This window comes from Streptomyces coacervatus (assembly GCF_029223485.1).
GTDB lineage: Bacteria > Actinomycetota > Actinomycetes > Streptomycetales > Streptomycetaceae > Streptomyces > Streptomyces coacervatus.
Genome location: NZ_JARHTP010000009.1, coordinates 254,347 through 268,979, shown reverse-complemented (window position 1 = coordinate 268,979; position 14,633 = coordinate 254,347). Strand labels below are relative to the sequence as shown.

Genomic DNA, 14,633 nt, shown 5'->3' with positions numbered 1-14,633 from the left:
CGCAGGCGTCTTCGCAAACGGGGCCGGTTATCGCCGCTGAAGCCGCCACCACCGCTGTGACCTGCGGCGATTGCAATATCAGAGGTGACTGTCAGTGGCGGGGTGCAGACTGGCGGGTGTCTGGGGCAATGACGCCGAAGGCACAGCGGAGGTGATCGGCATGACCGAGGTACTGCTCGCCGTGGGCACGCGCAAAGGCCTGTTCATCGGGCGCCGGCGCGGTGGCGCATGGGAGTTCGACGAGAGTCCCTACTTCAACGCGCAGGCCGTGTACTCGGTCGCCGTCGACACCCGCGGCGAGCGTCCGCGTCTGCTGGCCGGCGGCGACAGCGCCCACTGGGGCCCGTCCGTGTTCCACTCCGACGACCTGGGCCGCACCTGGACGGAACCGGCCCAGCCGGCCGTCAAGTTCCCCAAGGACACCGGGGCTTCACTGGAGCGGGTGTGGCAGCTGCACCCGGCGGCCGCGGAACAGGACGTGGTGTACGCGGGCACGGAGCCGGCCGCGCTGTACCGCTCCGAGGACCGCGGGGAGACCTTCGAGCTGGTGCGCCCCCTGTGGGAGCATCCCACCCGCTCGAAGTGGGTGCCGGGCGGCGGCGGTGAGGGCCTGCACACCGTGCTCACCGACAAGCGCGACCCGCAGGCGGTGACGGTCGCCGTGTCGACGGCCGGGGTGTTCAGGACCGCTGACGGCGGGGCGAGTTGGGCGCCGTCCAACTCCGGTGTCTCCGCGGTGTTCCTGCCCGATCCGAATCCGGAGTTCGGGCAGTGCGTCCACAAGGTCGCGCGGGACGCTGCCAACCCGGACCGCCTGTATCTGCAGAACCACTGGGGCGTGTACCGCAGCGACGACGCGGGCGGGCACTGGACCGACATCGGCGAAGGCCTTCCGTCCACCTTCGGCTTCGCCGCGGTCGCCCATCCGCGCCGCGGCGACACGGCGTATGTGTTCCCGATCAACGCGGACGCGGACCGGGTGCCCGCCGGCCACCGGTGCCGGGTCTTCCGCACGGCCGACGCGGGCAAGAGCTGGGAGCCGTTGTCGGCGGGCCTGCCGCAGGAGGACCACTACGGCACGGTGCTGCGCGACGCGATGTGCACCGACGGCGCGGATCCCGCGGGCGTGTACTTCGGCAACCGCAACGGCGAGGTGTACGCATCGGCCGACGACGGCGACAGCTGGCGGCAGTTGGTGTCGCATCTGCCGGACGTGCTGTGCGTGCGGGCCGCGGTGGTCGGATGAACCTGATGACTCCCGCGGGGGGATCGCACGGCCTTGGCCACCGGTTGATCTCCGTCGCCCTTACGGCAGTAGGGTGACGGCCGTGGCACCACAACCGTTGCATGAAATCGTCGAGGCGGGCTGGGCGAAGGCCCTGGAGCCCGTGGCCGGACGGATCGCCGGGATGGGGGACTTCCTGCGTGCGGAGATCGCCGCGGGGCGGACCTATCTGCCGGCCGGAGCGAATGTTCTGCGGGCCTTCCAGCAGCCCTTCGACGACGTACGCGTCCTGATCGTCGGACAGGACCCGTATCCGACGCCGGGGCATGCGGTGGGGCTGTCGTTCTCGGTGGCGCCCGAGGTGCGTCCGCTGCCCGGCAGCCTCATCAACATCTTCCGGGAGCTGAACACCGACATAGGAATGCCCCAGCCCTCCAACGGCGATCTGACCCCGTGGACCCAGCAGGGCGTGCTGTTGCTCAACAGGGCGCTCACCACCGCCCCGCGCAAGCCCGGCGCGCACCGCGGCAAGGGCTGGGAGGAGGTCACCGAGCAGGCCATCCGTGCACTGGCCGGGCGTGGCAAGCCCCTGGTGTCCATCCTCTGGGGCCGGGACGCCCGCAATCTGCGCCCGCTGCTCGGCAGCCTCCCGTCGGTGGAGTCCGCCCACCCCTCCCCGATGTCGGCCGACCGCGGCTTCTTCGGTTCGCGCCCGTTCAGCCGGGCCAATGACCTCCTGATCGGACAGGGTGGACAGCCGGTGGACTGGCGCCTGCCGTGAGCGGTGCGGACACGGTCGGTGTCCTCGCCGTCGATTCCGGGGGCTCCGGCCTGCGTGTCGTGGTCGCCGACGTCCACCGGGCCGCCCTGGCGCAGCGCGATTCGCCGCAGCCGGTGCGCACCGGGGCGCGAGGCATCGACCCCGGGCATCTGATGGAGCAACTGGTGCCCATGGTCCGGGTGTTGCTCGCCGAGAGCAGTGTGACGGAGCTGCGCGCGGCCGCCGTCGGTGCCGCCGGGCTCGTCTCCCTGGGCGACGGCCTGCGCGCCGAGCTCCCGGCCGCCCTGAGGCGCGAGTTCGGCATTCGGACGGTCGCCCTGGCCGCTGATGCGGTCACCGCCTACACGGGTGCGCTCGGAGCGAACCCCGGTGCCGTGGTCGCCGCGGGCACGGGCCTGATCGCCATCGGCAGCGACCTGACCCGCTGGCGTCGCGCGGACGGCTGGGGGCATCTGCTGGGCGACTGCGGCAGCGGCGCCTGGATCGGGCGGGCCGGGCTGGAGGCGGCGCTGCGCGCCTACGACGGGCGGCCCGGCGGATCGACGGCTCTACTGGCCCGCGCCGAGGAGTCGTTCGGCCCCATGCCGCAGCTGCCCGGGCAGCTGTACCCGCGCCCGGACCGCCCCGCCGTCCTCGCCTCCTTCGCGCCCCAGGTTGCCGCCTGCGCCACGGACGATCCGGTCGCCGAAGGCATCCTGCGAGCGGCGGCCCGGCACATGGCCGAGTCGGCCGCGGCGGTGTGCCCGGCCGAGGGCGAGCCCCAAGTCGCCTTCACAGGCGGCCTCCTGAAGATGGGCGCGCCCTTGCTCGTACCGCTGGAAGAACAGCTGACGAGAGTGCTGCCGCACGCGCGGCGGGTGACGGCCGCGGGCGATCCGCTCACGGGTGCGCTGCGCATCGCGACCGACGTCGCCGCGGGCACGCTCACCCTGCCGGGTGACGGGGTGATGCTGTCCGTGCTGACCCCGGAGGGGGACTGACTTCCCTCCCTCTGCCCCCTGATCATTTCTGATCCGCTTGTAACTCATCAGACAAAATGGGACAGAAACCGCTCACCTGCACCCTCCCCGAACAGGGGAGCCCAGGAAGCCAGTAACATGCGTCGCCATGAGCTCCCCCACTGGGCCCGCGTCCGGCCTGCCAGTACGAATGCCGCGACCTCGCCAGCCCGGGCGGCACCGCCGACCCGAGCCACTGGCGGCTCCCGAGGGCGCGCCCGCGCTTGTGCTCGCGGTGCCGGGCACTCCCGGCGCCGCCACCCGCAGCCTCGCCGAGGAAGTCGTGAGCATCGCCCGCTCCGAGCTCCCCGGCCTCGATGCGCGGATCGGGTACCTCGAGGGGGACGAGGCGGAGTTCCCCACGCTGCAGGCCGTGCTCGCGCACGCCGCCGAGGAGCGTGCGGCCCGCTACGAGCACGCCCGCGCCGCCGGTCTGGACGTCAAGGAGCCGGACGGCCCCGTCGCCGTCGTCGTACCGCTGCTGGCCGGCCCGGACGGTGCACTGCTGCGCCGTATCCGCCAGGCCGTGATGGACAGCCGGGTCGCGGCCGACCTGACCGATGTGCTGGGCCCGCACCCACTGCTCGCCGAGGGGCTGCATGTGCGCCTGTCGGAGGCCGGACTGGCCCGTGCGGACCGCGCTCGCCTGTTCACGGTGGCGACCGCCGCGGACGGCATCATCCTGGCCTCGGTGGGCGGTGACGAGGCCGTTCAGGCGGCCGGGATCACCGGCATGCTGCTCGCCGCGCGTCTCGCCGTGCCGGTCATGGCCGCGGCTCTGGACCAGGACGGCTCGATCGCGGCCGTCGCCGAGCAGCTGCGCGGCTCGGGCTCGCAGCAGCTGGCGCTCGCGCCTTACCTGATAGGGCCGGAGATCGACCCGGGCCTGATCGAGGAGGCGGCCAAGGAGGCGGGCTGCTCCGCCGCCGAGGCGCTCGGCCCCTACCCGGCGATCGGCAAGCTCGCGCTGGCCAAGTACACGACGGCCCTGGGCATCGCCCCGCCGCAGCCGCAGGGCGCGCCGGTCCGCTGAGGCGCATGGCAGCTCCGCTGCTCAAAATGCACGAACGCCGAAGGGCCCGCTCCACGCACCGGAGCGGGCCCTTCGGCGTGCGCCGGGCTGCGGAGCCGCTCCGCCGCGGGGCCACGATTGGCTGTGGATCGTCTGGGGGCCTGTCGTGGCTGGTCGCGCCCCGCGGCTGAGCCGCATATCGACACAGCCCCGCGCCCCTTTGGGGCGCGGCTGCCGCATCGACATGCAGCTCAGCCGAAGACCACGCAGGACGCGGCAGGGACGGCGAGGGCGCCCTCGTAGCGCGGCAGGCCCGTGGCCTGGTCGAGCGCGAACCAGGTCACCTCGCCGGAGCGCTCGTTCGCGGCGTAAAGGAAGCCTCCGGACTCGGCAAGTGCGCGGGGCCAGTGGCCGCCGCAGGGGACCGTGCCGATCAGCCGGAGCTCGTCACCCTCGACGGCGAACGTGGACAGGACGTCCTCGCCGCGGGTGGCGGTCCATACGAAGCGGCCGTCGGGCGAGGTGACGATGCCGGACGGGTAGGCGTCGCCGGTCGGGGCGCCGGGCAGTACTGGCCGCTCGGTCAGTGGCTCCAGGGAGCCGAGCGCAGCGTCCCAGCGGCAGACGGTGACGGTCGGTGTCAGTTCGTTGAGGACGTACGCGCGCGTGCCGTCCGGATGGAAGGCCAGGTGGCGCGGTCCGCAGCCGGGCCGCAGGGCGATCTCCCGGTGCACTTCGAGGCGGCCGCCGATCAGCGTGCACACCCGCACCGAGTCGGTGCCGAGGTCGACGCTGACGGCCCACCGTCCGCTCGGATCGGGCTGCACCTGGTGGGCGTGCGGCCCCTGCTGGCGCAGGGTGTGCGGGCCCGAGCCCTTGTGCCGCAGGACATCGGAGGCGGTGCCCGCGAGGGTGCCGTCGGAGCGGACGGGCACGGCGGTGACGCTGCCGGAGCCGTAGTTGGCGGTCAGGACGTGGCCGGCGAAGATGCTCAGGTGTGTGGGGCCGCTCCCGCCGACCGGCACGGGCGCACCCGCCTTCTCCGGCCGGTCCCCCGTGACCCGGTAGGCGGCCACCGCGCCGTCGGCGGTCTCGCTGACCGCATAGAGGGTCCGCCCGTCGGGCGCGGGCGCCAGGTACGAGGGGTCGGGTACGCCGTCCACGCTGCTCAGGGCGGTCAGTGCGCCGCTGTCCGGGGCGACGGCCGCGGTCACGATACCGGGGCCTCCCGCCGCCGTGAACGACCCGATGAAAGCCCGCCGCCGCCTGCCGCCGTCTGCCACCGCAGTCCCCTCTCGGTCCTGTGCCGTCGGGGCGACGTTAGCAGTCGATCACCATCGGTCTAGACCATACGCGGGGGATTTGGCCGACGGACAAGCGAGGCGGCGCCGGTCTCGCCGCGGGCCCGCGCGAGGGCCTCGGGGTGGTGGACATAGCCGGGGCGGCACTCCACGGTGTCGTAGGTGCGATGGAAGACGGGCGTGGTGCTGCCCGAGATCGGCGGCACGATCCAGGACCAGTCGGCGCCCACCCGGCGGCCCTTGCGCTCCTCGCGGCCGAGGTGGTCGATGAAGCGCCGGGACTCGGTGTGGTGGTCGGTGACGGTGACGCCGGCGCGGTCGAAGGAGTGCAGCACCGAGCGGTTCAGCTCGACGAGCGCGCGGTCCTTCCAGAGGCTGCGGTCGGTGCGGGTGTCCAGGCCGAGGCGGCCCGCGATGCGCGGCAGGAGGTCGTAGCGGTCGGCGTCGGCGAGGTTGCGGGCGCCGATCTCGGTGCCCATGTACCAGCCGTTGAAGGGCGCCGCCGGATAGCAGATCCCGCCGATCTCCAGGCACATGTTGGCGAGCGCGGGCACCGCGTGCCAGCGCAGGCCGAGCTCCTGCCACCACGTGTATTCGGGGTGTGTGAGGTCGACTTCGAGTACGGCGTCGTCCGGTACGTCGAACCAGTCGGGCCGGTCCTCGCCGGCGCCCTGGACGATCAGCGGCAGCCTGTCGAAGGGGGTTCCGGGGCCGCCGGGCCAGCCCAGGCGGAGGGCGAGGGCGGTGATACCTGCGTTGCGCGGGTCGCCGGTGACCGTGCCGTCGGGACGGGTGTAGCCGGCGTAGCGGACGAGCTGTTCGTTCCAGATGCGAGGTCCGGGACGGCCCGGCTCGTCGGGGGCGAAGACCGAGATGAGGGCGCGGATCCGGCCGTCGCGGGTCGCCTCCCGCAGATGCCCGGCGGACGCCTCGGCCACGGCGTCCGCGCCGCGCACCTCCCGCAGGTCGCGAACCCGCAGGGACCGCCAGTACAGGCGCCCTATGCACCGGTTGGCGTTGCGCCAGGCCACCCGGGCACCGAAGACGAGCTCCTCGGTGGTGTGGCGGTAGGTGCCCGTCGCCGCGATCTCGGCGTGCGCGGCGGCGATCCGGCGGGCGGGATCACCGAGCCGTTCCTCGGTGTGGTGCAGGGTGAGGAACTCGGCGGCGGCGCGCAGGAGTTCGTACGGCGGCGGGTCGCGTCGTACGGGGTCTGCGAGGCCGCCGGTCAGCACCCGCCCCTGAAGTCCGGTCACTTGGGCGACTGCGGAACGCGCCGCGCGAGCCTCGGGACGACCATCGGCCTCGACCCGCTCCAACCACCCGCCCGGATCGTCCGCCCCGGGCGGCGGGCAGCCTCCGGCGTCGGTCATGGGTTTCCGATGTCCGTTGCTGCGCGGGAAGTTGCGCATGGTGCACCCCCAGGAGGCTCACCCGCGGACCGCTCCCGCACGGCCGCGGGGATCGGGCGTCCGATAGCGGCGGGATTACCCAAGGGGTGGCCTGATCCACCCTCTAGGTGGCCAATAAAAGTGCCTCGGGGTGGGAAGGGGCGGAGTCGGCGTTTTGACGTTTCGCCGAGGACAAGGGCTACGTCGATGGGGGCACGTCCCCGAAAGTGTGGGCGAACAGCTTGCTGACCACTTTCCACGTCCCCCCGATACGCGCGAGTTGGAAGTAGTCGACGAAGGAGAGCGACCCCCAGTAGCCCTCCTCGGCGACCACGGCCGCCGCCGCGTCTCCCGTCTGCTGTACCGAGAGGATGCGTGCCCGGTGGCTGCCCGTGTCGCCCGGCTCCTTCGCCGCCAGCTCGATGAACTCCGCGATCGGCATGTCGTAGCGGGTGCCGGCGACCGAGCCGAACATCCGGGCGTCCGGGTGCGAGGCTTCCTTGAGTTTCGCGGTGTCGCCCTTCGCCTCGCCGTCGAGGAAGAGCTGCACGACCCCGCGCACCTCGTCGTACTCGCGGACCGTGTCCGGGCCGGTCTGACTGCCGGGTGCCTGTGCCATGACGCCACCTCTTTTGCTGTCCCGGTGCCGTCTCTCCAGGCTAACCAGCCTCGTGGATTCACGCGCCGACGAGCGGCGACCCCGACGGCGTCCGCAGCGGTGCGGCCAGCTCCGCGAGAGCCCGTTCCAGGCCGTGCAGATGGGCGAGGGCGGGCTCGGTCGCGGGTGTATCGGGGGCGGCCGTGACGTGGTCGCCGTCGCCGCCCGTGAGGGCCTCGACCGCCGCCTCCACGCGCCAGCAGGCGGCTGCCAGGCGGGCGTCGTGGGAGGCCTCCGGGTCGGCGGCGACGGCGACCAGGCCGCGGGTCTCGCGGGCGCAGTCGTCGAGGAGGGCGAGCACCTGGCGGGCGCGCCGTTTGCGGCCGAGCATCGGGTTGAGCGGGTGCACCAGGGGGGCGACCGAGAGCCGGACGCGGCCCAGCAGCTGCTCCAGCTCCGCCACCCGTCCCGCCGGGTCGACGTCCGCGGAGCCGGCGAGCCGCGCGGCGGCTTCTGCCGTGCACGCATGCACGCAGCGCAGGGCGCGTTGGATCCAGGCGTCGGTGGCGGTGTGGGTGGTCACCGGCAGGACGAAGAGCACGGCCAGCGCGGCTCCGAGCGCGCCGACGCCGGTCTCCGCGAGGCGCAGGGCGAGCAGGCCAGGGTTCAGCACGCCCAGCAGGCCGTAGAGGAGTTCGGCGAGGAGGGTGACCCAGAGCATCATCCAGGTGTACGACACGGCGGCGGTGTAGAAGATGCCGAAGACGCAGGCGGTGAGGAGTACGGCCGTGGGGACGGGCGCTCCGTTCACGGGGACGGCGATCAGCACGCCGAGGCCGATGCCGATCACCGTGCCCAGGACCCGGCGGAAGCCGCGGACCAGGGTCTCGCCGCGCGAGGCGGTGTTGACGAAGATCCACCAGGTGGCGCCGACGGCCCAGTACCAGCGCTGTCCGGACACCAGCTGGCCCACGACCAGGGCGAAGCCCGCGCCCGCGGTGGCCTGGACGGCCTGGCGCGTGGTGACGCGGGCCAGGCCCGTGCCGGCGGGCGGGGCGGGTACGGGTGCCGGGGGCAGGTGGGCCTCGTAGCACCACAGGCCGAAGCGCACCGCGGATGCGGCGAGCAGGGACAGGGCTACGGCGGCGTACAGCTCGGGCAGCCGGTCCGTGGTCGCGTGCAGGAACTGCGCCACGAAGAAGGTCATGAACGCGAACACGCCGAGGCTGTGCCCGCGCGGCCCCCAGCGGCGCGCGTACACGCCCGCGCCGATGACGGCGAGGAAGGTGAGGTCGCGGGCCACGGGGTGGTCGTGCAGCCCGGCCGCGGCGGCGAGCACCGGAAGCCCCACGGCGGGCAGCAGGGCGGTGGTGACGGCCTGCCCGCGGACCGTGGCATCCGTGACGGTGAACAGGGCGAGCATCGCGGCCAGCCCACCGGTGACGGTGCCGACGAGGGGCAGTCCGGCCAGGCCGCAGACGACGACCGCGAGCCCGATACCGACGACGGCCCGCGCGGCGAAGCGCAGCCGCAGCCGCCCCGGATCCGGAGCCATGAACACCCTCTTCAGCACTGCTTCCCGCCCCTGCCCGATTCTCGGCACGAAAAAGGCGCCGCGGGGTTCGCAGCGCCATCGACAGGCTCATTGCAGCATCCTCGGCGCGACTGGCTCAAGTCGTCCCGAATATGCTGGACCATTGGCACAGACATTTCGTTCCACCGCCGTCCACCGGCGGGCCAACGGACCATGCGCGAGGAGGCCGGACACCATGGCCGTCGACGAGCTCGACACCCGCATCCTGCGGCTTCTGATGGAGCAGCCGCGCACGAGCGTGCGCGAGTACGCCCGCATCCTCGGCGTCGCCCGCGGCACGCTGCAGGCCCGCCTGGACCGGCTGGAACGGGACGGTGTGATCACCGGCACCGGTCCGGTCCTCTCCCCCGCCGCCCTCGGCCACCCGGTGCTGGCGTTCGTGCACATCGAGGTCACTCAGGGGCATCTGGACGACGTGGGCGACGCACTGGCCGCCGTACCGGAGATCGTCGAGGCCTTCTCGATCACGGGCGGCGGCGATCTGCTGACGCGGGTGGTGGCGCGGGACAACGCGCATCTGGAGGACGTGATCCAGAAGCTGATCAGCCTGCCGGGCGTGGTCCGTACCCGCACGGAGGTGGCGCTGCGCGAGAGGGTGCAGCACCGGTTGCTGCCGTTGGTCGAGTCGATCGGCCGCGCGGCCCGCACCTGACCTTTGCCATGCTGGGGCCATGAGCAAGTTCGGCAACCTCTCGGTCATCTTCGATCTCGACGGAACGCTCGTGGACAGCGAGCCGAACTACTACGAAGCGGGCCGGCAGACCCTCGCCGAGCACGGCGTCCCGGATTTCAGCTGGGCGGAGCACGAGCGGTACGTCGGTGTCAGCACCCTGGAGACGGCCGTCCTGTGGAAGCAGAAGTACGCCCTGGCCGCCTCCGTCGACGAGCTCCTCGCCGACACCAATCGCCGCTATCTGGAGCTGGCGCGCGCCGCCACGCGCGCGTACCCGGAGATGCGGAAGTTCGTGGAACTGCTCGCGACCGAGGGCGTGCCGATGGCCGTGGCCTCCGGGTCGTCGCCCGAGGCCATCGAGGCGATCCTGGCCGGCACCGGCCTGGACGCCTACCTGCGCACGGTCGTGTCGGCCGACGAGGTGCCCCGCGGCAAGCCCGCCCCGGACGTCTTCCTGGAGGCGGCCCGGCGCCTCGGGGTGACCCCGGCCGACTGCGTGGTCCTGGAGGACGCGGCCCCCGGCGCCGCAGCGGCGTACTCCGCCGGTATGCGCTGCATCGCGATCCCGTACGTCGCCGCGCAGTCCGGCGCCCCGGAGTTCGCCACCGCCGACCTGCTGCTGCGCGGCGGTCAGGCGGGGTTCACGGCGCGGGGCGCGTACGACTGGCTCGTGCGCTCAGCTCGGTCTTCCTGATCTTTCCTCACCCCGCTGGTCTCCGGCGGCACGGTCGTACCGCCGGTGTAGTTGAGGGCGGCGAGCGCGTCGAGGTCGTCGGCCGGTGCGGCCAGGGGAGGGTGGTCCATGATGCCCGGCCACTCGTCCTCCAGCAGTGCCGCGCGTGCGCGCGTGCCGTCGAGCGCCTCCGCGAGCACGTGCCGCAACGGCTCGAAGGACAGCACCAGTTCGGCGCCGGAGTCGTCGATCTCGTGTCGTATCTCCGCGGCCTTGAACATCGGGTTCACCGACACGTGCACCGCTCCGAGCCGCAGGATCGCGAGGCGGCGAACGCGGGTCGGTCGGGTGTCTCCCGCGCCCGGTGCCGTACGTACCCCGGCGCCGTCCGCTCACCGGCGCGGTGCGTCGTGGTGCCCGGCTGCCTGCCCCACCGCAACTTGGCCCAGCGGGCGCGCAGGTCGGCGAGGTATTCGTCGGTGCGTGGCGTCGGCGTCATGGCGCGGCTACTCCTGACGTGGGCGGGGCTTCTCTCGACGATTCGGTCCGGCTCCGAGCAGGTGCAGATATATGGCGGTGACCTCGCGTACGGCGTCGTCGTACGTGTCGGGGCGGGTGGCGACGCGGCGGGCGAACTCGACGCACATGCCGCCCACCGCACGGGCCAGCGCAAGGGGTTCGGCGGCCGGGGCGGCCCGGCCCCGGTCGGTGAGGCGGCGGATGTAGCGGGCGTGTCGGTGGACGGGCCGTTCGCGGATCTCGTCCCAGAGTTGCGCCATGCCGGGGTCGGTGCGGGCCTGCTGCTCCAGCAGGCCGAGCAGCGGCTGGTGTCGGGCGTAGGCAGCGATGAAGGCGCCGATGGACGCCTGGGCGACGGCGTGCGGGTCGTCCGTGTCGACGCCCGGCACCTCCTGCGCGGCGAGGAACGCATCCCGTACGCGGACCGCGAGGACGCGGAAGATCTCCTCCTTGGATGCGAAGTAGACGTAGAAGCCCGCCCGGGAGACCTCGGCCTCGGTGGTGATGTCGGCGACGGTGGCGGGGCCGAGTCCGAGTCGCGCGAAGACGGTCTCGGCGGCGTCCAGGAGCCGGGCGCGGGCCGGGGCCTCGGTGCGGTCGCGGGCGGTGCGGACCGCCCAGGCCTTGTGTGTGCGTGCCACACGGGGAGCGTATTGACGTTGACGTCAATGTCAATGAGCATGGCGGGGCCGGTCGATGAGGTCCGCCGAGGTCCCTGTCCTGGAGGGCTCCCATGGGTACTGCCGCCGTGCTCGTCGCCAACCGCGGGGAGATCGCCGTACGCGTCCTGCGGGCCGCGTCGGAGGTCGGGCTGCGAGGGGTCGCCGTCTATGTCGAGGGCGATGACGGGCATCTTCAACTGGCCGACGAGGCCATGCCGTTGAGCAGCTATCTCGATGGCGATGCCCTGCTCGCCGCCGCGCGCAGCACCGGATGCGACTTCCTCCACCCCGGGTACGGCTTTCTGAGCGAGGACGCGGATTTCGCGCGCCGCTGCGCCGAGGCCGGGATCACTTTCGTCGGGCCCGCGCCCGAGGTGCTGGCCGTCTTCGGGGACAAGGCGCGCGCCCGTGAGTTCGCCGTCGGGGCGGGGGTTCCCGTGCTCGCCGGGGCCGACGGGCCGGACGGGGCGCGGGAGTTGCTGGCTTCGGGGCCCGTGATGATCAAGGCGGTGGGCGGGGGCGGCGGTCGTGGGATGCGGGTGGTGCGGCGGGCCGAGGAGCTGGACGAGGCCTGGGAGCGGTGCGCCTCGGAGGCACAACAGGGCTTCGGGCGGGGCGAGTTGTATGCGGAACGGCTGCTGGAGGGAGCCCGGCACATCGAGGTGCAGGTGGTCGGCGATGCGACCGGGGCCGTCACGCATCTGTGGGAGCGGGACTGCAGCGCGCAGCGCCGCCATCAGAAGGTGATCGAGATCGCGCCCGCCCCCGAGCTCCCCGAGGACACCAGGGAGCGGATCCTCGGCGCCGCTCTGCGGCTGGCCCTGGCCGCCCGCTGTTCGAGCCTGGTCACCTTCGAATTCATGCTCCGGGGCGAGGAGTTCTGGTTCATCGAGGCCAATCCCCGGCTGCAGGTCGAGCACACGGTCACCGAGGAGGTGACGGGGGTCGACCTGGTCGCCGTGCAACTGCGTCTGGCGGCCGGGGCCACGCTGGACGAGCTCGGGCTGTCGGGGCCGCCGGCCGCACCGCGCGGGTTCGCCGTGCAGGCGCGGGTCACTGCGGAGGGGGCGGGGCGGATCACGCGCTTCGACCTGCCGTCGGGGCCTGGTGTGCGGGTCGACACGGCGATGCGTGCGGGGGCCGAGGTCGGGGTCCGCTACGACCCCTTGCTGGCCAAGGTGATCGCGCATGTCCCGGCGGGCGATGCGGAGGCGGCTTGCGCGCGGGCGCGGCGGGCGTTGGGCGAGTTCGCCGTGGAGGGGGTGCGGACGGGCATTCCGCTGCTGCGGGAAGTGCTGGCCCGGCCGCGCTTCTGGGCCCATACCGGGGTGGTGGCGGAGCTTGCGCAGGCCCACGCCGTTCCCTCGGCTCCTGGGGAAGAGTCCCTGGACGGCACGGTCGTGGCGCCGCTCGGCGGCACCGTCGTCTCCGTCGATGTCTCTCCCGGTGAACCGGTGTGTGCCGGGCAGCAGTTGCTGGTGCTGGAGGCGATGAAGATGGAGCACGTGGTGCGGGCTCCGGGCTCCGGAGTGGTACGGCTGCTGCACGCGCGCGTGGGCGAAACGGTGGGCGAGGGCTCCCCGTTGGCCACCCTGGACGATGTCACCGGGGCGCAGGGCGACGGGCCCGCGGCGGAGCCGGTCGATCCGGATGCCGTGCGCGCGGACCTCGCCGAGGTGGTGTCCCGGCACTCCTTCGGTCTTGACGAGAACCGGCCGGAGGCGGTCGCGCGGCGGCACACCCTCGGCAGGCGCACGGCCCGCGAGAACATCGAGGACCTGTGCGACGCGGGCACCTTCACCGAGTTCGGCGCGCTCGCGATCGCCGCCCAGCGCAGCCGCCGCACCCTGGACGACCTGATCCGGTCGACGCCTGCGGACGGCCTGGTCACCGGCACCGGGCGCATCAACGGCCGGCCGTGCGTCGTGATGTCGTACGACTACACGGTCCTGGCCGGCACCCAGGGGCTGCAGAACCACCGCAAGACCGACCGGATGCTGGAGATCGCCGAGGAACGGCGGCTGCCCGTGGTGCTGTTCGCGGAGGGCGGCGGCGGGCGGCCCGGGGACACCGACACCACGTCCGTGGCCGGTCTTGACGTGACCACCTTTCAGCGGATGGGGCGGCTCAGCGGGCTGGTCCCGCTGGTGGGCATCGTCTCGGGGCGGTGTTTTGCGGGCAATGCGGCGCTGCTGGGCTGCTGCGACGTCGTGATCGCCACGCCCGACGCGACGATCGGGATGGGCGGGCCCGCGATGATCGAGGGCGGCGGGCTCGGCGTGTACCGGCCGGAGGAGGTGGGGCCGTTGTCCGTGCAGGTGCCCAATGGGGTCGTGGACGTCGCGGTCGCCGACGAGGCGGAGGCCGTGCGCGTGGCGCGGCGGTATCTGTCGTACTTCCAGGAGCAGCCGTCGTACGCCCAAGGCGAGCAAGGGAGTTGGGAGGCGCCGGATCAGCGGCTGCTCAGGCAGGTGGTGCCGGAGAACCGGCGGCGGGCCTATGACGTGCGGGCGGCGGTCACCGGGCTCGCCGACACGGACTCGGTGCTGGAGCTGCGACGGGAGTTCGGCGTGGGGGTGCTGACCTGTCTCGTCCGGATCGAGGGGCGTCCCCTGGGGCTGCTGGCCAGCAACCCGGCGCATCTGGGCGGGGCGATCGACCGGGACGCGGCCGACAAGGCGGCGCGGTTTCTGCAGTTGTGCGACGCGTTCGGGCTGCCGGTGGTCTCGCTGTGCGACACCCCGGGGTTCATGGTCGGCCCGGACGCCGAACGGACCGCCACCGTACGGCACTTCGCGCGGCTGTTCGTGACGGGCGCCAATCTGCGGGTGCCGCTGGTGAGTCTGGTGCTGCGCAAGGCGTACGGGCTGGGGGCGATGGCCATGATGGGCGGCTCGACGCGGGCCCCGCTGGCCACGGCGGCCTGGCCGAGCGGGGAGTTCGGGGGGATGGGGCTGGAGGGCGCCGTCCGGCTCGGCTACCGCAGGGAGCTGGCGGCGATCGCGGACCCGGCCGAGCGTGCGCGCGTCTTCGAGGAGCGGGTCGCCGAGTTGTACGAACGCGGGAAGGCGGTCAACGCGGCGGCCGCGCTGGAGATCGACGCGGTGATCGACCCGGCCGGGTCGCGCACCTGGATCCTGGCGGCGCTGGAGCGGTGCCCCGTACCGGAGGCAGGACACCGTCCGTTCGTCGACACCTGGTGATCC

Annotated in this window: 14 protein-coding genes; 7 read left to right on the top strand and 7 right to left on the bottom strand. The window is 73.0% G+C overall.

Features of this window, described 5'->3' with window-relative positions; genetic code table 11:
• The first annotated feature begins 94 nt into the window (after window positions 1-94).
• From P2Q00_RS23585 to P2Q00_RS23570, 4 genes are all read left to right on the top strand, one after another.
• Window positions 95-1,246 (top strand): WD40/YVTN/BNR-like repeat-containing protein, encoded by a 1,152-nt coding sequence (locus tag P2Q00_RS23585; RefSeq protein WP_275774654.1) that lies wholly within the window; start codon window positions 95-97, stop codon window positions 1,244-1,246.
• Window positions 1,247-1,328: 82 nt separating this feature from the next.
• Window positions 1,329-2,006, top strand: coding sequence for a uracil-DNA glycosylase (locus P2Q00_RS23580; RefSeq protein ID WP_275774653.1), 678 nt, complete (start codon window positions 1,329-1,331; stop codon window positions 2,004-2,006).
• Window positions 2,003-2,986, top strand: a complete 984-nt coding sequence (locus P2Q00_RS23575) for an N-acetylglucosamine kinase (RefSeq protein WP_275774652.1) — start codon at window positions 2,003-2,005, stop codon at window positions 2,984-2,986. Before P2Q00_RS23580 ends, P2Q00_RS23575 begins: the two co-directional genes overlap by 4 nt.
• Window positions 2,987-3,113: 127 nt before the next feature.
• Window positions 3,114-4,037, top strand: a complete 924-nt coding sequence (locus P2Q00_RS23570; protein ID WP_275774651.1) for a sirohydrochlorin chelatase — start codon at window positions 3,114-3,116, stop codon at window positions 4,035-4,037.
• 230 nt (window positions 4,038-4,267) lie between these two features.
• Here the strand turns inward: P2Q00_RS23570 and P2Q00_RS23565 are convergent, their stop codons facing one another.
• The 4 genes from P2Q00_RS23565 to P2Q00_RS23550 all read right to left on the bottom strand — a co-directional run bounded on the left by P2Q00_RS23565 (window position 4,268) and on the right by P2Q00_RS23550 (window position 8,879).
• Window positions 4,268-5,299 carry a lactonase family protein gene (locus P2Q00_RS23565; RefSeq protein ID WP_275774650.1) on the bottom strand — a complete coding sequence of 344 codons (1,032 nt, stop codon included), beginning with the start codon at window positions 5,297-5,299 and terminating at the stop codon, window positions 4,268-4,270.
• A 59-nt stretch (window positions 5,300-5,358) separates the two neighbouring features.
• Window positions 5,359-6,690, bottom strand: coding sequence for a nitric oxide synthase oxygenase (locus P2Q00_RS23560; RefSeq protein ID WP_275774649.1), 1,332 nt, complete (start codon window positions 6,688-6,690; stop codon window positions 5,359-5,361).
• Between the two features lie 217 nt (window positions 6,691-6,907).
• Window positions 6,908-7,327, bottom strand: a complete 420-nt coding sequence (locus tag P2Q00_RS23555) for a nuclear transport factor 2 family protein (RefSeq protein WP_275774648.1) — start codon at window positions 7,325-7,327, stop codon at window positions 6,908-6,910.
• Window positions 7,328-7,385: 58 nt separating this feature from the next.
• A complete protein-coding gene (locus P2Q00_RS23550) occupies window positions 7,386-8,879 on the bottom strand; it encodes an FUSC family protein (protein WP_275774647.1) in 1,494 nt (497 codons plus the stop codon).
• A gap of 196 nt (window positions 8,880-9,075) precedes the next feature.
• Between P2Q00_RS23550 and P2Q00_RS23545 the strand changes: the two genes are divergently transcribed.
• The gene (locus tag P2Q00_RS23545; protein ID WP_275774646.1) at window positions 9,076-9,552 is read left to right on the top strand and encodes an Lrp/AsnC family transcriptional regulator; all 477 of its coding nucleotides are present in this window, start codon (window positions 9,076-9,078) and stop codon (window positions 9,550-9,552) included.
• 19 nt (window positions 9,553-9,571) lie between these two features.
• Entirely contained in the window at window positions 9,572-10,267 is a 696-nt protein-coding gene (locus tag P2Q00_RS23540) for an HAD family hydrolase (RefSeq protein WP_275774645.1), read from the top strand.
• Here the strand turns inward: P2Q00_RS23540 and P2Q00_RS23535 are convergent.
• From P2Q00_RS23535 to P2Q00_RS23525, 3 genes are read right to left on the bottom strand one after another with little or no spacing between them, the layout of a single operon-like run.
• Window positions 10,204-10,542 (bottom strand): hypothetical protein, encoded by a 339-nt coding sequence (locus tag P2Q00_RS23535; RefSeq protein WP_275774643.1) that lies wholly within the window; start codon window positions 10,540-10,542, stop codon window positions 10,204-10,206. The genes P2Q00_RS23540 and P2Q00_RS23535 overlap by 64 nt on opposite strands.
• On the bottom strand, window positions 10,533-10,745 hold the full coding sequence (locus P2Q00_RS23530) for a hypothetical protein (protein ID WP_275774642.1): 213 nt from the start codon (window positions 10,743-10,745) through the stop codon (window positions 10,533-10,535). Before P2Q00_RS23530 ends, P2Q00_RS23535 begins: the two co-directional genes overlap by 10 nt.
• Before the next feature lie 7 nt (window positions 10,746-10,752).
• Entirely contained in the window at window positions 10,753-11,406 is a 654-nt protein-coding gene (locus P2Q00_RS23525) for a TetR/AcrR family transcriptional regulator (RefSeq protein ID WP_275774641.1), read from the bottom strand.
• 92 nt (window positions 11,407-11,498) lie between these two features.
• Between P2Q00_RS23525 and P2Q00_RS23520 the strand changes: the two genes are divergently transcribed.
• Window positions 11,499-14,630 carry an acetyl-CoA carboxylase family protein gene (locus P2Q00_RS23520; protein WP_275774639.1) on the top strand — a complete coding sequence of 1,044 codons (3,132 nt, stop codon included), beginning with the start codon at window positions 11,499-11,501 and terminating at the stop codon, window positions 14,628-14,630.
• The last annotated feature ends 3 nt before the right edge of the window (window positions 14,631-14,633 follow it).